The sequence below is a fragment of the Curtobacterium luteum genome, from assembly GCF_001475545.1.
Taxonomy (GTDB): Bacteria; Actinomycetota; Actinomycetes; order Actinomycetales; family Microbacteriaceae; genus Curtobacterium; species Curtobacterium luteum_A.
In genome coordinates, this window is the sequence record NZ_LDQC01000096.1 from 14,712 (window position 1) to 35,471 (window position 20,760).

Genomic DNA, 20,760 nt, shown 5'->3' on the forward strand with positions numbered 1-20,760 from the left:
CCCGGCGGACCGGAGCGAGGCGCGGCGGGCGTCGGACCGTCAGGCGGCAGCCGAACGGTACCGCTCGAGGACCTCGGGGTGCGGGTCCGCGGCGATCGTCGTCGTCGCGATGCTCCACGACGGCAGCGAGCCCGTGAGCGCCCACGCCGCCTGCCGCGCGGCACCCGCTGCGACGTACTCGCCCGGCTCCGGCAGCTCGACGTCGCGGCCGAACACCTGGGACGCGACGACGCGGACGGCTTCGTTGCGTGCGGCACCGCCGATGAGCAGCAGCCGCGACACCTCGACCCCCGTGCCCTCGACGGCGGCCAGCCCGTCGGCGAGGGCGCAGAGCATCCCCTCGACGGCGGCGCGGGCGAGGTGCGCCCGGTCCGTCGTCGCCGGCGTCATGCCGAGGAGCGAGGCGGTGGCGTCCGGTCGGTTCGGGGTGCGCTCGCCGACGAAGTACGGCACCAGGACCAGGCCGTCTGCGCCGGCGGGCGCCTGCAGGGCCAACTCGCCGAGGACGTCGTGGTCGACGCCGAGGAGGCCGCCGACCACCTCGAGCACGCGGGCTGCGTTGAGCGTCGTGACGATGGGGAGGCGCGACCCGGTCCCGTCGGCGAAGCCCGCCACGGTCCCGCTCGGATCCGTCACCTCGGTGTCGGTGACCCCGAAGACGGTGCCGCTCGTGCCGAGGGACACCGCGACGTCACCCGGGCCCAGCCCGAGGCCGAGCGCTGCCCCGGCGTTGTCGCCGAGTCCCGCGCCGACGACGAGTCCCGCCCGTGCGACCGCGCCGCCCGGCAGCTCGACGTCGCCGTCGAGGGTCCCCATCGCCTCGTCCGGCGCGACCAACCGCGGCACCACGACCGCGTCCGCAGCCGAGCCCGGTGCACCGCTGGCGACCCGCAGGCCACGGCCGAGGGCGGTCTCGAACAGCTCCTCGTCGTACTCGCGGCGCACCGGGTCCCAGTACGCCGTGCCGCTCGCGTCCGAGCCGTCCGTCGCGAGGGCGTCGAGGTCGGGCCCGAGCGGGCTCTCGTCCGCCGGACCGTACCCGCGCAGACGCCACGACAGCCAGTCGTGGGGGAGCGCGACGGCGGCGACCCGTCCGGCGTTCGAGGGTTCCGCATCGCGGAGCCACCGCAGCTTGGTACCGGTGAACGAGGCCACCGGGACCAGACCCGTGCGGGCGACCCATGCCTCCCGGCCGAGCTCCTCGACCATCTGCGCGGCCGCGTCGGCGCTGCGGACGTCGTTCCAGAGGAGCGCGTCGCGGACCACGCGACCGTCGGCGTCGAGCGCGACCATGCCGTGCTGCTGCCCGGCGATCGCGACGGCGGCGACGTCGTCGAACCCGCCGGCGTCCGCGATCGCGGCGCCGAGCGCGTCCCACCAGTGGCGGGGGTCGACGGACGTGCCGTCCGGGTGGGCCGCTCGGCCCTCCCGGACGACCGCACCGGAGTCGCCGTCGCGGATCGTGACCTTGCAGGACTGGGTCGACGAGTCGACCCCGGCGACGAAGGTCACCGAGCGCCCATGAGGTGCTCGATCGCGAGCTGCTGCAGCCGCACGAAGCCGAAGCCCTTGCCGCCGAAGTACGCGTCGGCGTCGAAGTCCTCGAAGGCGGAGCGGTCGGCGAGGAAGTCGTCGTACGACTCGCCCGAGTTCAGCGTCGGGGTGCTCAGCTCGTCGACCTTGGCGGCGGCGAGGGCCTCCTGGACCTCGGGGTCGGCGCGGAAGGCCTGCGCGCGCTCCTTGAGGAGGAGGTACATGCGCATGTTCGCCTTCGCCGAGTCCCAGACGCCCGTGATGTCCTCGGTGCGGCTCGGCTTGTAGTCGAAGTGGCGCGGGCCGTCGTACGCCTGACCGCCCTGCGGAGCGCCGTGCTCGAGGAGGTCGACGAGGGAGAACGCGTTCTGCAGGTCGCCGTGGCCGAACACCAGGTCCTGGTCGTACTTGATGCCGCGCTGACCGTTGAGGTCGATGTGGAAGAGCTTGCCCTGGTACAGCGCCTGGGCGATCCCGGCCGTGAAGTTCAGGCCTGCCATCTGCTCGTGTCCGACCTCGGGGTTGATGCCGAACAGCTCGGGACGCTCGAGCGTCTCGGTGAACGCGATCGCGTGGCCGAGGGTCGGCAGGAGGATGTCGCCGCGGGGCTCGTTCGGCTTCGGCTCGATGGCGAAGCGGATGTCGTAGCCCTTGTCGGTGACGTACTGGGCGAGGAGGTTGACGGCCTCGCGGTAGCGCTCGAGCGCCGCCTGCACGTCCTTCGCGGAGTCGTACTCGGAGCCCTCGCGGCCACCCCACATGACGAAGGTCTTCGCGCCGAGCTCGGCGGCGAGGTCGATGTTGCGGAGCACCTTCCGGAGCGCGAAGCGGCGCACCTGGCGGTCGTTCGAGGTGAACCCGCCGTCCTTGAAGACCGGCGCCGAGAACAGGTTCGTCGTGACCATCGGCACGATGATGCCGGTGGAGTCGAGGGCGCCCTTGAGCCGGTCGATCTGGCCCTGGCGCTCGGCGTCGGTCGAGCCGAACGCGAACAGGTCGTCGTCGTGGAAGGTCAGGCCGTAGGCGCCGATCTCGTCGAGCTTCTCGACCGCTTCGACCACGTCCAGTGCGGGACGGGTCGGGCCGCCGAACGGGTCGGAGCCGTTGTAGCCGATGGTCCAGAGACCGAAGGAGAACTTGTCGTCACGGGTGGGCGTCGTTGCCATGGTGGATCACCGTTCGTCGTCGAAACAAAATGTTGCCGCGCCCAACATAAGCGGTAGTGTTGACTCTGGCAAGCGTGATCGCAAAGGAGCGAACGAATGGCATCGGACCGACAGGCGCAGGATCGACTACGTGTGGCGATGGTGGGCCACGGCTTCATGGGAGCCGCCCACTCGCAGGGGTGGCGGACCGCCCCCAGGTTCTTCGACCTCGGGGTCGAACCGGAGATGGCGGTGATCGTCGGCCGTGACCCGGAGCGGACCGAAGCGGCCCGACGGCAGTACGGCTGGCAGACCGCGTCGACCGACTGGCGCGCTGCCGTCACGGACCCGGACATCGACGTGGTGGACATCTGCTCGCCCGGTTCGTCGCACGTCGAGGTGGCGATCGCGGCGCTCGAGGCCGGCAAGCACGTGCTCTGCGAGAAGCCCCTCGCGAACTCGGTCGCCGAGGCCGAGGCGATGACCGCGGCCGCCGCCGCTGCGCGGGCGTCCGGCGTCCGCTCGATGGTCGGCTTCAGCTACCGTCGGGTGCCCGCCATCGCGCTCGCGAAGCAGCTGGTGGCGGCCGGGAGGCTCGGCACCGTCCGACAGGTCCGCGCGCTCTACCTGCAGGACTGGTTGGCAGACCCCGAGGGTCCGATGACCTGGCGACTCGACAAGTCGCTCGCGGGTTCCGGCTCGCTCGGTGACATCGGCGCGCACGCGATCGACCTCGTGGAGCACGTCACGGGGGCGTCGCTCGCCACGGTGTCGGGCACGCTCGAGACCTTCGTGACCGAGCGCCCGCTCATGGCCGAGGGGGTCGGACTCTCCGGTACCGCCTCCGAGGAGCGCGGGCAGGTCACGGTCGACGACGCGGCGTTCTTCACCGCGCGGCTCGCCGGTGGCGCTGCCGACGGGGCGATCGGCACGTTCGAGGCCACGCGCTACGCGACCGGCCGGAAGAACGGCCTCACGCTCGAGATCAGCGGTTCCGACGGCGCGATCCAGTTCGACCTCGAGTCGATGAACGAGCTGCGCTTCTACGACGCCACCGCCCCGGCGGGGGAACAGGGCTTCCAGCGGATCATCGTGACCGAGCCCGAGCACCCCTACATGGCGGCGTGGTGGCCCACCGGGCACCTCATCGGCTACGAGCACACCTTCAGCCACGAGGTGAAGGACTTCGTGCAGGCGATCGTCGCGGGCGAGGACCCGTCCCCGTCGTTCGAGGAGGGGCTGCACGTGCAGCGGGTCCTCGACGCGGTCGAGCGCAGCGCCTCCGACGGCAGCGCCTGGACGGTGATCTGATGGCCGCCGACAAGAAGGCCCTCGTCGTCCGCGGCGGTTGGGACGGCCACATGCCGGTCGAGACCACCGACCTGTTCATCCCGTTCCTCCGGGACAACGGCTTCGACGTACAGGTCTCGGAGTCGACGGCCGTCTACGCCGACGAGTCCGCGATGGCCGACGTCGACCTGATCGTGCAGATCGTGACGATGTCGACCATCGCGGACGACGAGTTCGCCGGTCTCCAGCGTGCCGTCCTCGGCGGGGCCGGCCTCGCCGGGTGGCACGGCGGCATCGCGGATGCGTTCCGGAACACCGCCGACTACCTGCACATGATCGGTGGGCAGTTCGCGCACCATGCGGGCAAGCACCCGTCCGAGCGGACCGGCGAGCAGTCGGACAACTACATCCCGTACACGGTGCACATCACCGAGGCCGGGCACGAGCACCCGATCACGCAGGGGATCGAGGACTTCGACCTGGTCACCGAGCAGTACTGGGTGCTCTCCGACGAGTACAACGACGTCCTGGCCACCACCACCCAGGAGGCGCGGGACTTCGACGCCTGGAACCGACCGGTGACGGCGCCGGCGATCTGGACCCGGCAGTGGGGCGCGGGACGCGTGTTCGTCTCCGCCCCCGGCCACCGGCTCGAGGTCGTCGAGTCGCAGCCACTCCGCACGATCATCGAGAGGGGACTCCTGTGGGCAGCACGGTGAAGGGCGCGGCTGCCAGGCCGCTCCGCGTCGGGGTCGTCGGGGTCGGCGTCATCAGCCAGCAGTACTTCGAGCACTTCCCGGCGCTGCCCGGGCTCGAGTTGACCGCGGTGGCGGACATCGACGTCGCCCGTGCGCAGTCCGTCGGCGAGACGCAGGGCGTCCGGGGGTCGTCGGTCGACGACCTGCTCGCCGCGGACGACGTCGACGTCGTGCTCAACCTGACGATCCCGGCCGCTCACGCGGAGATCGCGACCCGGGCCCTGGAGGCAGGCAAGCACGTGTACGGCGAGAAGCCGCTGGCGATGTCGACGGCCGAGGCGCAGCCCGTGCTCGACCTCGCCCGACGCTCGGGCCTGCGGGTCGGCAGTGCGCCGGACACCGTGCTCGGCACCGGGATCCAGACCGCCCGCGCGGCGCTCGACGACGGGCTGATCGGCACGCCGGTCGGCGCCGCGGTGTCGTGGTCCGCCCCTGGGCACGAGCTCTGGCACCCCGCTCCGGCGTTCTACTACCAACCCGGTGGCGGTCCGCTGCTCGACATGGGGCCGTACTACCTCACGAGCCTCGTGCAGTTCTTCGGTCCGGTGGTGCGTGTCAGCGGTGCCTCGACCCGCTCCGACCGCGAACGCTCGATCGCGACCGGGCCTGCCGCGGGCACTCCGCTCCGGGTGGACATCGACACGCACGTGCTGGCCGTCCTCGAGCACGCGGACGGGGTCGTCTCGACGGTCACGGTCTCGTTCGAGGTGTGGGCGACCCGGGCCCCGTTGTTCGAGGTGTACGGCACGTCGGGCACGCTCGGTGTCCCGGACCCGAACCGGTTCTCCGACCCCGTGTCGATCGCGACCGCCGACGACCGCGAGTGGCGCGAGCTTCCGGTGACCGCCGGCTACGCGGACGCCGGCCGCGGGTACGGCCTCGCCGACATGGCGCACGCGGTCGCGACCGACCGGCCGCACCGGGCGAGCGGTGACCTGGCGTTCCACGTGCTCGAGGTGATGGAGGCCGTCGCGACCGCCGCCCGCGAGCACACCGTGGTCGAGGTGCGCTCGCACGTCGACCGCCCCGAGACGGTGCCCGCGGGCGCCACCCCCGGGTCCTGGTGACCCGGCCGACAGGCGAGGAAGGACGACGACGATGACGACGACGGACGGAACCCCGACAGCGGACGGTCCAGGCGCGACGGGGGCGAGCAGCGCCTCCAGGCCGGACGATGCCGGGCGGCCGACACGGCCGGTCACCCTGTTCACCGGCCAGTGGGCCGACCTGCCCTTCGAGGAGGTGGCGCGCCTCGCGGGGGAGTGGGGCTACGACGGCCTCGAGATCGCCTGCTGGGGCGACCACCTCGACGTCCGACGTGCCGCGACGGACCCGGAGTACGTGGCGGACCGACGAGCGATCCTCGAACGCAACGGTCTGCAGGTCTGGACCATCGCGAACCACCTCGTCGGACAGGCCGTGTGCGACGACCCGATCGACCAGCGGCACCAGGACATCGTGCCGGAGCACGTGTGGGGCGACGGCGACCCCGAGGGCGTCCGGCAGCGGGCCGCCGAGGAACTGCAGTGGACGGCCCGTGCCGCCGCTGCCCTCGGTGTCCGCACGGTCACCGGGTTCTCGGGCTCGTCGATCTGGAAGACCGTCGCCGGGTTCCCGCCCGTGCCGCCGGGCATGATCGACGCCGGCTACCAGGACTTCCACGACCGCTGGTCACCCATCCTCGACGTGTTCGAGGAGGTCGGGGTGCGGTTCGCGCTCGAGGTGCACCCCTCCGAGATCGCCTACGACTACTGGACCGCGCGTCGGACGCTCGACGTGTTCGCGGACCGGCCGGCGTTCGGGTTCAACTTCGACCCCTCGCACTTCGTCTGGCAGGACCTCGACCCCGCCGCGTTCCTGCTCGACTTCGCCGACCGGGTGTACCACGTGCACTGCAAGGAGTCGGTGAAGCAGCTCGACGGACGCAACGGACGGCTGTCCTCGCACCTGCCGTGGGGCGACCCCCGACGCGGGTGGGACTTCGTCACCGCCGGCCACGGGGACGTGCCGTGGGAGCGCGTGTTCCGCGTCCTCAACCACATCGGCTACGACGGGCCGACGAGTGTCGAGTGGGAGGACGCCGGCATGGACCGGCTCGTCGGCGGCCCCGAGGCGCTCGCGTTCGTGCGGCGGCTCGGCACGATCGCCCCGCCGGACGCCGCGTTCGACGCCGCGTTCTCGCGCTCGCGCTAGCCGCGGCGCCGACGCGCGCCGCGGCGGCTCGCCCGAGACTCGGCCAGGCGGACACTTTCGCGGTCTCGGGGCCGCGAAACTGTCCGCAGAGCCGAGACTCGGCGCGCACCACCACCCACCGTCACCGCGAAGGAGGACCGTATGGCACCGCGGCCCGCGCCCGGCAACGCCGCACGCGTCCTCCGCCTCGTGCACGAGGAGGGGCCGATCAGCCGCGCCGAACTCACCCGGCGCACGGGGCTGAACCGCTCGACGACCCTCGCGCTCGTCGGCGAGCTCGTCGACCTCGGCCTCGTGCACGAGGAGGCACCGCCCGCCGGTGTGCGCGGCACCGGGGTCGGTCGACCGAGCCCGGTGGTGCGGGCCTCGGCGGACGTCGTGGCCGCGGCAGCCGTGGTCGAGATCGACGCCGTCACGGTCGCACTCGTCGGCCTCGACGGCTCCGTCCGCCGCCACCGCACCGCCCCGCAGGACCGCCCACCGACCGGGCCGGAGGCCGTCGACACCATCGCGACGCTGCTCGGTGCACTGCGGGCGGACGCGGACGAGCGCACGGGCGACGCCGCACCGGGCACGGTCGACCGCGTGCCCGCGGTCCGCGTCGTCGGCATCGGCGTCGCCGTCCCGGGCACCGTCCGGGTCGAGGACGGCACCGTCCAGTACGCCCCGCACCTCGGCTGGCGCGACGAACCCGTCGCCGGACCCCTCACCACCCGCACCGGCCTCCCGGTGGCCGTCGCGAACGACGCCAACCTCGGCGCGTGGGCGGAGCGGCTCGCCGGGAGCGGTCGCGGTGTCGACGACATCGTGTACCTCAACGGCGGCGCGAGCGGCATCGGTGGCGGGGTCATCGCCGCCGCTCGTCCCCTCATCGGTGCCGACGGGTACGCCGGTGAGCTCGGCCACACGTTCGTCGCGGCGAACGGCATCCGCTGCCACTGCGGCGCCGTCGGGTGCCTCGAGACCGAAGCGTCCCGCGAGGCCCTCACGACCGCGGCCGGCACAGCACCGGACGACCTCCGTGGGCTCGCCGCGGCGCTCGCCGAGGGGCGCCCGGAACTGGAGGCCGTCGTCGACCGCCAGGTGTCGGCGCTCGCCACCGCCCTGCGCAACGCGATCCACACCGTCAACCCCGAGGTCGTCGTGCTCGGCGGGTTCCTCGGGGTGCTCCTGACCCACGTCGGCGACCGGATCCTCGACGCCGTCCGGGCCCAGTCGATGCCCGGCACGGCCGACCGGCTCCGCATCGTCCCCGCGGCCCTCGGTGACGACGTCCTGACCCGCGGCGCGGCCGAGGTCGGCTTCCGGGAACTCCTGCGCGACCCCGCCACGGTGACGCGGACGGCCCCGGCCGTCGGGACGAGCCCGGACCCCAGCACGCACCAGCCCCAGACCGACCGCGACGCAGCGGTCGAGGAAGCGAGACCCGCATGACCACGCAGCTCCCGGAGCAGCAGCGCACGAGCGTGCTCCTCGGCACCCAGGACCTCACGGTCGAGGAGCGCCCCGTCCCGACGCCCGACCCCGGCGACGTGCTCGTCCGTGTCGCGGCGGTCGGCGTCTGCGGCTCGGACGTCCACTACTACCGGCACGGACGCATCGGTGACTTCGTCGTCGAGGAGCCCCTCGTCCTCGGGCACGAGCTGTCCGGCACGATCGTCGCCGTGGGCGACGGCGTCGACGCGTCCCGGGTCGGTGAGCGCGTCGCGGTCGAACCCCAGCGGCCGTGCCACCGGTGCGCGCAGTGCCTCGCCGGCCGGTACAACCTCTGCCCGCACATGCGCTTCTACGCGACGCCGCCGGTCGACGGCGCGTTCACCGAGTACGTCACGATCGAGTCGGTGTTCGCGCACGCCCTCCCCGACACGGTCTCGCTCGAGGCCGGTGCGCTCCTCGAACCCCTGTCGGTCGGGATCGCCGCCGCCCGCAAGGCCGGCATCGTCCCCGGGTCGTCGGTGCTCATCGCGGGCGCCGGTCCGATCGGCGTGATCTGCGCCCAGGTCGCCCGGGCCTTCGGCGCGACACGGGTCGTCGTGAGCGACCTCGTCGCCGAGCGTCGGGAGCGCGCGCTGTCCTTCGGCGCGACCGAGGTGGTCGACCCGACGACGGTCGACGTCACCGCGGACATCGTGCCCGTCGACGCCTTCATCGACGCCAGCGGTGCGCCACGGGCGGTCTCGGACGGCATCAAGGCGGTCGGACCCGCCGGCGCCGCGGTCCTCGTCGGGCTCGGCAACTCCGAGATGACGCTGCCCGTCGAGCACATCCAGAACCTCGAGGTCACCGTCACCGGGATCTTCCGCTACACGAACACCTGGCCGGTCGCGATCGGGTTGGTGGCGTCCGGTCAGGTCGACCTCGACGCGCTCGTCACGGGGCGCTACGGGCTCGACGACGTCCGCGACGCCCTGGAGAGCGACACCGACCCGGCATCGCTCAAGTCGATCGTGCACCCGGGCGGCGTCCCCGCCTGAGCACCGCGCTCGACCGCGTGCGTCGGCAGCGCGCGGCACGCGCGTCCGTCCGGAGGTGCGCCGGAGGACGTCGCGCCCCGCGCCCGGCGCGACCCGCTGCCGGCCTGGAGGCCCGTGGCGGCGCCGCCACGGGCCTCCAGGCCGTCCTTCGCACCCGCCACGCGACCGGCGGTGCCCCCTCGTCGGGGACCACCCGCGCGACACCGGGACGCGCTACGGTTCGGCCATGACCGTGTCGCCCACCGCAGTGCCACCGCAGCGCACCGACCGCCGCGCGCTCGTCTCGTGGGCGCTGTGGGACTGGGGGTCCGCGGCGTTCAACGCGGTGGTGACCACCTTCGTCTTCAGCACGTACCTCGCGAGCCGAGCGTTCGTCGACCCGGCGCTGGTGGCCGACACCTCGGCTGCCGGGAAGGCCGCCGTGGAGCGCGAGCTCGCGCACAACGCGGCGGTGGTCTCGACCACGCTCGCGATCGCCGGGATCGTCGTCGCCCTCGTCGCGCCAGCGGTCGGCCGGCTCGCGGACAGCACCGGACACCGTCGCCGGTCCGTCCTCATCGCGACGATCGGCATCGCGCTCTCGATCGGCGGCATGGTGTTCGTCGCCCCGAGCCAGCCGTTCCTGTACCTCGGCGCCGCGCTGCTCGGGATCGGCACGGTCGCGTACGAGATCGCCAGCGTCGGCTACAACGCGATGCTCGGACAGGTCGCACCTGCGGACCGAACGGGTCGGGTGTCCGCGATCGGCTGGGCCGCGGGCTACTTCGGCGGCATCGTGCTGCTGGTCGTCCTGCTCGTCCTCTGCATCCAGGACTTCGGGCGCGGTGACGTCGCGGGGCTCCTGCAGCTGCCCGCCACCGTCGCCACCGGGCAGTGGGACGTCCGTGTCGCGATCGGCATCGCCGCCGTGTGGCTCGCCGTGAGCTCGGTGCCGCTCTTCCTCGTCGTGCCCGAAGCCGCCGCCGACCGGTCCCGCGGCGGCAACGTGTCCACCGCCTACCGGGACCTCGCACGCGACGTCGCGCGGCTGTGGCGGGAGCGCCGCAACGTGCTCGGGTTCCTCGTCGCCAGCGCCGTCTTCCGGGACGGCGTCGGTGCGGTGTTCACCTTCGGTGGGATCATCGCCGCACAGGTCTTCGGCTTCACACCGTCGCAGGTGATCCTGTTCGCGATCGCCGCCAACGTCGTCGCCGGGGTCGCGACCTTCGCGTCCGGTCGGCTCGACGACCGGTTCGGCTCCCGGGCGCTCATCATGGTCTCCCTCGTCGGCCTCGCCCTCTGCGGGCTCGGGGTGCTGGCGGCCGGCACCTCGTCCTCGTTGTTCTGGGTGCTCGGGCTCACGCTGGCGCTGTTCGTCGGACCGGTGCAGGCGTCCTCCCGGGCGTACCTCGCGCGGCTCGCGACGCCCGGGCGGGAGGGCGAGCTCTTCGGGCTGTACGCCACCACCGGACGCGCGGCGACGTTCCTCGCCCCGACGCTGTTCGCGGTCGCGGTGACGATCGGCGGATCCACGCGGTACGGGATCCTCGGGATCGTGGTGGTGCTCGTGGCGGGGCTGGTGTGCATGGCGTTCGTGCGGCCGGAGCCTGCCGACCGCTGATGTGCTGCTTCCGCTACGTCGGGGACGGGGAGTCAATGGGTGCTGGGGAGCTCTGGATCGAGTCGGAGACGCTGTCCGCGGTCGCGGCGGCCCTGACGGAGGCGCGCTCGGAGCGGACTCGAGACGCTTCACCGGGCTGGACGAGGGGTGTCTCGGCGTCGTCGAGGTGATCAGCCGCGCGGCCGGTCTCTCACTCGCGCATCAGGGCATGATCGAAGCCGTCGACGCGACGCTCGAACAGGCTGCGGTCTTCCCACACGACCTTGCGGCTCAGGTCGAGACCGAGGAAGCGAAGCTCTGGATGAACTACCGGGCCCCCGCCGCGCCCCCGGCCTCGTGGGGTGTGCTCCACGGCGACGCGGCGCGGGCCGGCGCGACCCGGCTCGCTGACGACCTGGCCGGTTTCCGAGCGACGCGGGCCGACGGTCCGACGCTCAACGTGGTCGGGCACTCGTACGGGACGACGACCGGTGCCGACGCGCTGCACGGCACGGGCGTGCACGTCGACAACTTCGTGGCAGTCGCGTCAGCCGGGATCGAGGGTGACGTCGGCGGCGCGAAGGGGATCGATGCTGACCACGTGTACGCAGGGCAGGCGTGCCCACCAAGGACGTGAACGACAACCCGCGTGACCAGTACGCCTGGCTCGGTCGACTGGGTAGCGGCCGCGACGACCCGATGGACTCTTCGTTCGCCGCGACCACGTTCGGGACCAACGGTGGCGACCCGTCCGAAGGACGCCAGACGACGATGCACGACCCGATCGGGTACGGCGGCGGGAGCGGGTACTTCGACTACGGAACGGAAGCACTGAACAACGTCGCGCGGGCCACGATGAACGGCGGAGCCGGCATGACCCCAGCCGACGACGCCGGGATGAGCGATCATGACAAGACGCTGTTCGACAACATGATGGAACCGTCCCTGTGACCAGACGATCGGTGGCGTCCGGGGCTGTGCTGCTCGCAGCCCTCGTGCTCGCGGGGTGCGCCGCAGCTAGCCCGACCAAGGAGGACACCATGGAACCAGCGCCCACCGCCGAGCACCAGCGTCGGCTCGCAGCTGCCTACGTCGAGGAGACGATGCACCGCTCCGGCATCGACTGGGACGCCCCGCAGTCGCAGGAGTACCCGCAGGCGTGCTCGCTTCCCGACGGTTCGGCCGGCGCGATGTACAACATCGTGCGGACGGGCGCGGGCGTGCGCGACCCGGAGGCCGTGACGAAGTCGGTGGGGAAGCGCTGGGCCGCGGATGGGCTGACGGTCGAGTACTCGTCCGACAAGATGACCTCCGGTGCTGACCGGTACCTGGTGAACGGGAGCGGCGGCGACGTCGAACGCATCCAGTTCGGTGCGGCCACCACGAAGTCGAGCCTGGGTGGCGTGTCGAAGTGCGGTACCGGGAACGCGGCCGACCTGGGCTGAGCAGGACGGACCCGCCGGCTGTTGACTGAGCAGGGCCGGCAGCGGGCCGAGGGAGCGGCACGCGACGAGCGGGCGCTCCGCATCACCCGTCGAGGCGACGTGCGCCAGGATGGGGGCATGACCGACCAGCGCATCGCCGTCGTCGTCCTGGCCGCGGGCCAGGGCACCCGCATGAAGTCCGCCACGCCCAAGGTGCTGCACCGTCTCGCCGGGCTGCCGCTCATCGCGCACGTGCTGCGGACCGCCGCGTCGCTCGAGCCCGAGCACGTGGCCGTCGTGGTGCGGCACGAGCGGGACCGCGTCGCCGCCGAGGTCGTCGAGCGTGCGCCGGACGCCCTCGTGGTCGACCAGGACGACGTCCCCGGCACCGGCCGCGCCGTGGAGGTCGCGGTGCAGGCGCTCCCCGCGGACTTCGACGGAGCCGTCGTGGTGCTGTCGGGCGACGTGCCGCTGCTCGACGCGGTGTCCCTCCGGTCCCTCGTGGACGCCCACGTCGGCGGTGGCAACGGCGCCACCTTCGTGAGCGCGATCGCCCCGGACCCCACCGGACTCGGCCGCATCGTGCGCGACGCCGAGGGGGCGTTCGTCGGGGTCGTCGAGCACAAGGACGCGACGCCGGACCAGCTGACGATCACCGAGGCGAACGCCGGCATCTACGCGTTCGACGTCACGCACCTGCGCGCGGTCCTGCCCTCGCTCACCCTGGCGAACGCGCAGGGGGAGAAGTACATCACCGACGCGCCGGCGCTCATCGGCGAGCGGGGCGGGCGCATCGACGTCGTCACGCTCACGGACCCGTGGCTCGTCGCCGGGATCAACGACCGCGCGCAGCTCTCCGACGCCGCCCGCGAGCTGAACGCCCGCATCGTCCGTCGCCACCAGGTCGCCGGTGTCACCGTGCAGGACCCGGCGACGACGTGGATCGACCTCGACGTCACCATCGAGCCGGACGCGGAGGTCCTGCCGGGCACACAGCTCGTCGGGGCCACCGCGATCGCGTCCGGCGCGGTCGTCGGTCCGGACACCACGCTCCGCGACACCGAGGTCGGCGCGGGAGCGACCGTGAACCGGGTCGACGCGACGCTCGCCGTCATCGGAGCGGGAGCGTCCGTCGGGCCGTTCGCGTACCTGCGTCCCGGCACGATCCTCGGTGACCAGGGCAAGATCGGCACCTTCGTCGAGACGAAGAACGCGGTCATCGGTCGGGGCAGCAAGGTCCCGCACCTGTCGTACATCGGGGACGCCGAGGTGGGCGAGGACTCGAACATCGGCGCGAACACGATCACGGCGAACTACGACGGCGTCGCGAAGCACCGCACCGAGGTGGGCTCGAACGTCCGCACCGGGTCGCACAACGTGTTCGTCGCCCCGGTTAGGATTGGTGACGGAGCGTACACCGGCGCCGGGACCACCGTCCGCAAGGACGTCCCTGCTGGGTCGCTGGCGATCAGCTACGCCCCACAGCGCAACACCGACGGCTGGGTCGAGGAACACCGATCCGGAACGCCGGCGGCCGAGGCGGCTCGGCGCGCGCGCGGCGAACAGATCTGACGGCCTCCGGGTCGATCGACACGGCCCCTCGGGGTCAGGGAGTGAGCACGGCACTTGTCCGGAATCAAAGCCACTGGTCAGAAGCGACTCGTCCTCGTCTCGGGCCGGGCACACCCCAGGCTGTCGGCGGAGATCGCGGAGGAGCTCGGTGTCGACCTCGTCCCGACCGACGCCCGGACGTTCGCGAACGGTGAGCTCTACGCACGGTTCGACGAGTCGGTGCGCGGCTGCGACGCGTTCGTCATCCAGTCGCACACGGCGCCGATCAACGAGTGGCTCATGGAGCAGCTCATCATCGTCGACGCCCTCAAGCGTGCGTCGGCGAAGCGGATCACCGTCGTCGCGCCGTTCTACCCGTACGCCCGTCAGGACAAGAAGGGCCGCGGTCGCGAACCGATCTCGGCCCGCCTCGTCGCCGACCTCTTCAAGGCGGCCGGCGCCCACCGCATCATGAGTGTCGACCTGCACGCGGCCCAGATCCAGGGCTTCTTCGACGGCCCGGTCGATCACCTCTTCGCGATGCCCGTCCTGCTCGAGCGCTTCCAGGAGATCCTCGACCCGTCGACGCTCACCGTCGTCTCGCCGGACATGGGCCGCGTGCGCGTGGCCGACATCTGGTCGGAGAAGCTCGGTGCGCCGCTCGCGATCATCCACAAGCGGCGTGATCCGCTCGTGCCGAACCAGGTGTCCGTGCACGAGATCGTCGGCGACGTGAAGGGGCGCGTCTGCCTGCTCGTCGACGACCTCATCGACACGGGTCGCACCATCGCGAAGGCTGCCGAGGCGCTCAAGGCGAACGGTGCCACGGGCGTCGTGGTCGCCGCGACCCACGCCGTGTTCTCCGACCCGGCCACCGAACTCCTCCAGAGCGAGTTCATCGACCGCGTCGTCGTCACCGACACCCTCCCGCTGCCGGAGGAGAAGCGCTGGGACCGTCTCGAGGTCCTGCCGATCGCGCCGCTCATCGCCCGCGCCATCCACGAGGTCTTCGACGACGGCTCCGTGACGTCGATGTTCGACGGCGCGGCCTGAGCCGCACCGACCCGTGGTGAGCTCGGCTGCCAGGGAGGCCCTTGCCACCCGGCTCCGTGCGGGCGGCAGCGTCTACGCGGAGGACGAGGCCGAGCTGCTGCTCGCCGCCGGCGACGGCGACCCGGTCCGGCTCCGCGGACTCGTCCAGCGTCGGCTCGGCGGTGAACCGCTCGAGTACGTCCTCGGGTGGGCGGCCTTCGACGGGCACCGGGTGCGCGTCGCGCCCGGAGTGTTCGTGCCGCGAACCCGGACGGCTGTCGTCGTGGCCGAGGCTGCTCGGCGGCTCCACCGCTACGACCGCGTCGTCGATCTGTGCTGCGGGGCGGGAGCGATCGCCGTGGCCCTCCTCGAACGCGTCGGCGCACTCGACCTCGTCGCCTCCGACATCGACCCCGCCGCGGTGGACGTGGCGGCGGAGAACATCGGCGACCGCGGGATCGTCGTTCGCGGCGACCTGTTCGAGCCGTTGCCCGTGCGACTCCGGGGGGCTGTCGACGTCATCGCGGTGAACGCGCCGTACGTGCCGACCGACGCGGTCGCGACGATGCCGAGCGAGGCGCGGGACCACGAGCACCGGGTCGCGCTCGACGGTGGGGCGGACGGGCTGCACCTGCACCGACGGATCGCCGTGGGAGCGGCGGAGTGGCTCCGACCGGGCGGGGCCGTCGTGATCGAGGTGTCGGAATCGCAGGCCGCTGCATCGATGCGGGCGTTCGAGGAAGGCGGCTTCGAGACGGCGGTCGTCCACGACGACGCGGTCGACGGCACGTGCGTGGTCGCGACTCGGCCGCACGGCTGAGGCTGCGAGGACCGCTCGATCCCGAGCGGGCTGACCTCAGGACGCCGTGACCGTCACCTCGTGCCATCCCGTCGCCCCGTTCGGCGCTGGCGGCCGCTCGACACTCGTCTGCACCTCGCCGTCCGCGCTCGTCGCTCGGACCTGCAGTCGGTGCGACCCCTTCGTCGGCGTCCACCTCCACACCCACTGGCGCCACGTGTCCGCGGAGATGGAGTCGGCGAGGGTCGCGTCCTGCCACGCACCGTCGTCCACCCGGACCTGCACGCCCTTCACCCCGGTGTGCGGCTGCCAGGCGACACCCGCGACCGCGACCGTCGAGCCGGCCCGCACCGTGCTGCCGCCGCGCGGCACGTCGATCCGCGACTCGAGCTTCACCGGCCCGCGCTCTGACCAGCCCCGCGGGGTCCAGTAGCCCTGCGCGTCCGCGAACCGGGTGACCTCGAGGTCGGTCACCCACTTCGTCGCCGACACGTACCCGAACAGCCCTGGTACGACCATGCGCACGGGGAAGCCGTGCTCGGGCGGCAGGGGCTCACCGTTCATCCCCACGGCCAGCAGCGCGGCCGTGCCGCGGTCCTGGAGGACGTCGAGCGGAGTCCCCGCGGTGAACCCGTCGACACTCGTGGAGAGGACCATGTCGGCAGATCCGTGGGGCCCGGCCTTCGCCAGCAGCTCGCGGATCGGGTACCCGAGCCACTTCGCGGTCCCGATGAGGTCGCCGCCGACCTCGTTCGAGACGCAGCTCATGGTGGCGACGTGCTCCTCGAGCGGCAGGGCGAGGAGTTCGTCCCAGGTCACCTCGACCTCGCGATCGACGGCACCGTGGATGCGGAGCTTCCACGTGGCCGGGTCGACCTGCGGGACACGCAACGCAGTGTCGATCCGGTAGAACGCATCGTTCGGTGTGATGACGGGCGTGATGCCGTCGACGTCGAGCGATGCCCCTGCCGGTACGGCAGGTGCAACCGTCGCGGGGCTGGGGAGTCGGATCGCCCGGCGCGCGGCCACCGCTGCTTGCATGGTCGCGGTCCCCAGCCGGGAGGCACCGCCCACCACGACCGCGAGCGCTGCGGTCGTGACGCCCCACACCAGGAACGCGCGGCGCGCAGGCCCTGTGGAGTGCGCTGCCGTCGAGCCCGAGCCCGAGCCCTGGGCGGGCGTCGGGGTCGCATCGGGCGGGCCTGCGACGTCCCTGGCCGTCGGTACGACACGCGTGTCCTCGGCGGCCTCCCATCGACGCAGGCGCGCGAGGAGCACCCGGAGGACGACGATGGCGGCCGCGACCCCCACGACGGTCGGGGCGCCGTCGAGCGAGCCGCTCCCGGAGCGCGTCGTCACGGCGAGGAGCGACAGCACCCCGCCGATCGCGAACACGATCGCACCGAGCGGCGGGCGTCGCCGTTCGAGGACGCCCGCACCCGCGCTGATCGCCACGACGAGGACGACCATCAGCACGAAGAGCGCGACCTTGTCACCGGTGCCGAACAGGGTGACCATCAGGTCCTTCGCGCCCCGCGGTGCGAGGTCGATCACGGCCCCGCCCACGCCGACGAGCGGACTGCCCGCGCCGCCGAGGAACACCGCAACGAGTTCGGCCGCCGCGAGGAACACGACGGCGGCGATCACCCCGACGACTGCTGCCCACGTCTTCCACACACCGCAGATCGTAGGTCGTCGAGCCCACGTGCACGCTGGACGCGGTACATCTGTGGGGAACGGCCGACCCCCCACGTTCACGACACGGCCAGCGGGGGCACGGCGATCCGTGCGACGATCAAGGGGTGCTGAGGCGACCCGACCGCGTTCCCCGGTCCGGGCGTGTGCGACGGGGCGGTCACGCGCCGTGGTCGACGGCCCGCAAGTTCGCTGCCCTGCGCTGGACCATCGTCGGGGTCTGGGCGGCGCTGCTCGCGGTCCGGATCGTCGTCGTCACCACCTCGCCGGACACCGACCTCGTGTGGTTCGGCATCACCGAGGCGGTCGCCATCGCGGTCGGAGTGGCCCTCATCCTGTTCGCCCTCGTGCGTGCTCGCGGCGTGCGACTCCGGCGTGAGGACGAGGCACTCGCGCTCGCGATCCGTCGCATCGACCCGACCGTGTGGCTCGTCCCGGCCGCTCCCACGGAGGAACTGCGGCGCTCCGTGGCCGACCTCCGCCCAGGCCTCGCCCTCGGTGACCGGGTGACCTGGGCGTTCGGTGCCACGGAGGCGTCGCTGTGGGAGCTCGACGAGCGGCGGGCGACCCGGATGCTCGTCATCCGGTGGTCGCGGATGGTGCACGTGGGCCTCGAGGACGAACGGACGCCGACCGGCGCGCGCGGGACCGCGGTCGTGCTGCACCACGTCCGGATGGACGACACCCCGGCCGTCGCGACGTTCTTCGTCCGTTCCGGCCCGGGTTCCCGGCGCATGGTCGGTCGGGGACCGCGGCTCGAGCGGCTCGTCGCCGACCTTGCCCGCGAGCGCATCGTCGCGTAGCAGAACCAGAACCCGAACCCGGTTCAGAACCAACTCCGGGAACCCCAGAGGGCCCCGCCGGATCGATGGGGCCCTCTGGGGACGGTCTTGCCGCGGTCAGCGCGGGCCGCTCAGTGCGTGGACGGCTCCTGCTCGACCTCGCGGCGGTCGTCGTCCGACCAGAGGGTGTGGAAGGTGCCGTCCTTGTCGACCCGCTGGTAGGTGTGCGCGCCGAAGAAGTCGCGCTGTCCCTGGATGAGCGACGCCGGGAGCCGGTCGGACGCGAGCGAGTCGAAGTACGCCAGCGCGGACGAGAACCCCGGCGCGGGGATCCCCGACGCGGCCGCGATCCCGACGATGCGGCGCCATGCTGCTTCGCCCTCGGCGACGGCGTCCGCGAAGTACGGGTCGACCAGCAGCGACTCGAGGGACGGGTTCTTGTCGTACGCCTCGACGATGCGGTTGAGGAACTGTGCCCGGATGATGCAGCCTCCGCGCCAGATCTTCGCGACGTTGCCGAGGTCGATGTCCCAGTCGTACTCCTTCGCCCCGGCGATGATGAGGTCGAAGCCCTGCGCGTAGGCGACGACCTTCGAGGCGTAGAGGGCGGCGCGGACGTCGTCGGCGAAGGTGTCGGGGACCTCCGCGATGTCGGGGCGGGACCCCACCGAGCGCTGCACGGCGGCGCGCTGCGTCGGCTTCGAGGAGACCGCACGGGCGAACACGGCTTCACCGATGCCCGACACCGGGATGCCGAGTCCGACCGCGTTCTGCACGGTCCAGACGCCGGTGCCCTTCGAACCGGCCTCGTCGCGGATGACGTCCACGAGCGGCTTGCCGGTGTCGGCGTCGCGCTGCTTGAGAACCTCGCCCGTGATCTCGATGAGGTAGGACTCGAGGTCGCCCTTGTTCCACTCGTCGAAGACCTCCACGAGCTGCTCGACCGACAACCCACCGGCCCGACGGAGCAGGTCGTACGACTCGGCGATCAGCTGCATGTCGGCGTACTCGATGCCGTTGTGCACCATCTTCACGAAGTGACCGGCACCGTCGGTGCCGATGTGGGTCACGCACGGCTCACCCTCGGCCACCGCGGCGATCGACTTCAGGATCGGCCCGAGCGTCTCCCAGGCCTCCTTCGAGCCACCGGGCATGATCGACGGGCCCTTGAGTGCGCCCTCCTCGCCACCGGAGATGCCGGTGCCGACGAAGTTGAGGCCCTTCTCGCGCAGGTCGTGCTCGCGCCGGATGGTGTCGTGGAAGTTCGCGTTGCCGCCGTCGACGATGATGTCGCCCTCCTCGAACCGCTCAGCGAGCTGCTCGATGACGGCGTCGGTGCCCTTGCCGGCCTGCACCATGATGATCGCGGTGCGCGGCTTCGACAGCGACGCGACGAACCCGTCGATGTCCTCGGACGCGATGAACCCGGCGTCGCCGTGCTCCTGCAAGAGCTCCTCGGTGCGGGCGTACGTGCGGTTGTACACCGCGACCGTGTTGCCCTCGCGCGAGGCGAGGTTGCGTGCGAGGTTCGAGCCCATCACGGCGAGCCCGATCACGCCGATGTTCGCCTGTCCGTCGTTGTCTGCCACGAGGTCTCCTTCGTCCTGTCGTACCGGCCACCAACCTACGGCGCGCGCCCTGGATCCGGATGGGTGTTACGGCAACGTGGGGAGAACGTTCATCGCCGTCAATACTGTGGAGGGATGACCGACACCGCAGTCCTCCCGCCCGTCCTCGTCATGGGGGTGTCCGGCTCGGGCAAGTCCACGATCGGAGCCGCGGTCGCAGCAGCGCTCGCGGACCGCGGCGAACCGGCCGAGTTCGTCGACGCCGACGACCTGCACCCCGCCGCGAACAAGGAGAAGATGCGCGCCGGCGTCCCGCTCACCGACGAGGACCGTTGGCCCTGGCTGGACGCGTGCGCGGACCGGATCACGGCGATCGAGGCGTCGGGACACCGTGCGGTCATGGCGAACTCGGCGCTCAAGCGCGCCTACCGGGACCGCCTCCGGGCGTCGGCGCCCGGGCTCGTCATCGCGTTCCTCGACGGCTCGCGCGAGCTCATCGCCGAGCGGCAGTCGCACCGGCACCACGAGTACATGCCGACCTCGCTGCTCGACTCCCAGTTCGCGACGCTCGAACGGCCGCAGCCCGACGAGGCCGCCCTCGCCGTGCCGATCGACGGTCCCGTCGACGACACGGTGCGGACGATCCTCGCGGGCCTCGCGGTCACTTCCGGCTGAGTTCGGACAGCCGCGCCCGGTACTCCTCGGCACTGATGTCGCCGCGCGCGAACCGGTCGGCGAGGACCGCCCGCGCGTCGGAGACGGCTCGCCACGACCCGCGTCGGAACACGCCGAACACGAGGAACACGACGAGGAACGCGAGGAAGAAGAAGGCCGGGAAGACGAAGAACGGGAACCCGCCGCCGTGCCAGTACGGCCCGGTCGCTGCGGCTGCGGTGGTGAGTGCGGTGGTGATCATGACTGCTCCTGTGGTCGGTTC

General features: G+C 72.2%; 20 protein-coding genes. 15 read left to right on the forward strand and 5 right to left on the reverse strand.

The window, feature by feature from the left end:
- Positions 1–39 precede the first annotated feature (39 nt).
- Positions 40–1,512, reverse strand: a complete 1,473-nt coding sequence (locus NS184_RS15000; protein ID WP_058726906.1) for a xylulokinase — start codon at positions 1,510–1,512, stop codon at positions 40–42.
- Positions 1,509–2,699, reverse strand: a complete 1,191-nt coding sequence (gene xylA, locus NS184_RS15005) for a xylose isomerase (RefSeq protein WP_058726907.1) — start codon at positions 2,697–2,699, stop codon at positions 1,509–1,511. Before xylA ends, NS184_RS15000 begins: the two co-directional genes overlap by 4 nt.
- Before the next feature lie 96 nt (positions 2,700–2,795).
- Here xylA and NS184_RS15010 point away from each other — a divergent pair, with 96 nt between their 5' ends.
- The 13 genes from NS184_RS15010 (at position 2,796) to NS184_RS15070 (ending at position 15,799) form a co-directional block, all read left to right on the forward strand.
- Complete coding sequence (locus NS184_RS15010) at positions 2,796–3,989, forward strand: Gfo/Idh/MocA family protein (RefSeq protein ID WP_058726908.1); 1,194 nt, start codon at positions 2,796–2,798, stop codon at positions 3,987–3,989.
- Positions 3,989–4,687 (forward strand): ThuA domain-containing protein, encoded by a 699-nt coding sequence (locus NS184_RS15015; RefSeq protein WP_058726909.1) that lies wholly within the window; start codon positions 3,989–3,991, stop codon positions 4,685–4,687. Before NS184_RS15010 ends, NS184_RS15015 begins: the two co-directional genes overlap by 1 nt.
- Positions 4,672–5,793 (forward strand): Gfo/Idh/MocA family protein, encoded by a 1,122-nt coding sequence (locus tag NS184_RS15020; protein WP_083513750.1) that lies wholly within the window; start codon positions 4,672–4,674, stop codon positions 5,791–5,793. The genes NS184_RS15015 and NS184_RS15020 overlap by 16 nt, the downstream gene beginning before the upstream one ends.
- A gap of 31 nt (positions 5,794–5,824) precedes the next feature.
- The gene (locus tag NS184_RS15025; RefSeq protein ID WP_242863077.1) at positions 5,825–6,919 is read left to right on the forward strand and encodes a sugar phosphate isomerase/epimerase family protein; all 1,095 of its coding nucleotides are present in this window, start codon (positions 5,825–5,827) and stop codon (positions 6,917–6,919) included.
- 141 nt (positions 6,920–7,060) lie between these two features.
- Entirely contained in the window at positions 7,061–8,353 is a 1,293-nt protein-coding gene (locus NS184_RS15030; RefSeq protein ID WP_058726910.1) for an ROK family transcriptional regulator, read from the forward strand.
- Positions 8,350–9,393 (forward strand): NAD(P)-dependent alcohol dehydrogenase, encoded by a 1,044-nt coding sequence (locus NS184_RS15035; RefSeq protein ID WP_058726911.1) that lies wholly within the window; start codon positions 8,350–8,352, stop codon positions 9,391–9,393. Before NS184_RS15030 ends, NS184_RS15035 begins: the two co-directional genes overlap by 4 nt.
- 226 nt (positions 9,394–9,619) lie before the next feature.
- Complete coding sequence (locus NS184_RS15040) at positions 9,620–10,993, forward strand: MFS transporter (protein WP_058726912.1); 1,374 nt, start codon at positions 9,620–9,622, stop codon at positions 10,991–10,993.
- Positions 10,994–11,201: 208 nt separating this feature from the next.
- Positions 11,202–11,609 carry an alpha/beta hydrolase gene (locus tag NS184_RS15045; RefSeq protein ID WP_152998250.1) on the forward strand — a complete coding sequence of 136 codons (408 nt, stop codon included), beginning with the start codon at positions 11,202–11,204 and terminating at the stop codon, positions 11,607–11,609.
- On the forward strand, positions 11,591–11,923 hold the full coding sequence (locus NS184_RS15050) for a hypothetical protein (RefSeq protein ID WP_058726914.1): 333 nt from the start codon (positions 11,591–11,593) through the stop codon (positions 11,921–11,923). Before NS184_RS15045 ends, NS184_RS15050 begins: the two co-directional genes overlap by 19 nt.
- Positions 11,920–12,417 carry a hypothetical protein gene (locus tag NS184_RS15055; protein WP_152998251.1) on the forward strand — a complete coding sequence of 166 codons (498 nt, stop codon included), beginning with the start codon at positions 11,920–11,922 and terminating at the stop codon, positions 12,415–12,417. Before NS184_RS15050 ends, NS184_RS15055 begins: the two co-directional genes overlap by 4 nt.
- A 117-nt stretch (positions 12,418–12,534) precedes the next feature.
- Positions 12,535–13,968 (forward strand): bifunctional UDP-N-acetylglucosamine diphosphorylase/glucosamine-1-phosphate N-acetyltransferase GlmU, encoded by a 1,434-nt coding sequence (glmU, locus tag NS184_RS15060; RefSeq protein ID WP_058726916.1) that lies wholly within the window; start codon positions 12,535–12,537, stop codon positions 13,966–13,968.
- A 54-nt stretch (positions 13,969–14,022) separates the two neighbouring features.
- Positions 14,023–15,000 (forward strand): ribose-phosphate diphosphokinase, encoded by a 978-nt coding sequence (locus NS184_RS15065; RefSeq protein ID WP_058726917.1) that lies wholly within the window; start codon positions 14,023–14,025, stop codon positions 14,998–15,000.
- Between the two features lie 16 nt (positions 15,001–15,016).
- Positions 15,017–15,799, forward strand: a complete 783-nt coding sequence (locus tag NS184_RS15070) for a putative protein N(5)-glutamine methyltransferase (protein WP_345969017.1) — start codon at positions 15,017–15,019, stop codon at positions 15,797–15,799.
- A gap of 36 nt (positions 15,800–15,835) precedes the next feature.
- Here the strand turns inward: NS184_RS15070 and NS184_RS15075 are convergent, their stop codons facing one another.
- Positions 15,836–17,455 carry a molybdopterin-dependent oxidoreductase gene (locus NS184_RS15075; protein WP_058726919.1) on the reverse strand — a complete coding sequence of 540 codons (1,620 nt, stop codon included), beginning with the start codon at positions 17,453–17,455 and terminating at the stop codon, positions 15,836–15,838.
- 125 nt (positions 17,456–17,580) lie between these two features.
- Here NS184_RS15075 and NS184_RS15080 point away from each other — a divergent pair, with 125 nt between their 5' ends.
- Entirely contained in the window at positions 17,581–18,276 is a 696-nt protein-coding gene (locus NS184_RS15080; protein WP_152998252.1) for a hypothetical protein, read from the forward strand.
- Positions 18,277–18,386: 110 nt separating this feature from the next.
- On the opposite strand, the gene gndA is transcribed toward NS184_RS15080, so the two are convergent.
- A complete protein-coding gene (gene gndA / locus NS184_RS15085) occupies positions 18,387–19,844 on the reverse strand; it encodes an NADP-dependent phosphogluconate dehydrogenase (RefSeq protein WP_083513751.1) in 1,458 nt (485 codons plus the stop codon).
- A gap of 114 nt (positions 19,845–19,958) precedes the next feature.
- Between gndA and NS184_RS15090 the strand changes: the two genes are divergently transcribed.
- Positions 19,959–20,498: a gluconokinase gene (locus tag NS184_RS15090; protein WP_058726921.1), complete on the forward strand. Its 540-nt coding sequence runs from the start codon at positions 19,959–19,961 to the stop codon at positions 20,496–20,498.
- Here NS184_RS15090 and NS184_RS15095 read toward each other — a convergent pair.
- Positions 20,485–20,739: an SHOCT domain-containing protein gene (locus NS184_RS15095; protein ID WP_058726922.1), complete on the reverse strand. Its 255-nt coding sequence runs from the start codon at positions 20,737–20,739 to the stop codon at positions 20,485–20,487. The two genes, NS184_RS15090 and NS184_RS15095, sit on opposite strands and share 14 nt — an antisense overlap.
- Positions 20,740–20,760 lie beyond the last annotated feature (21 nt).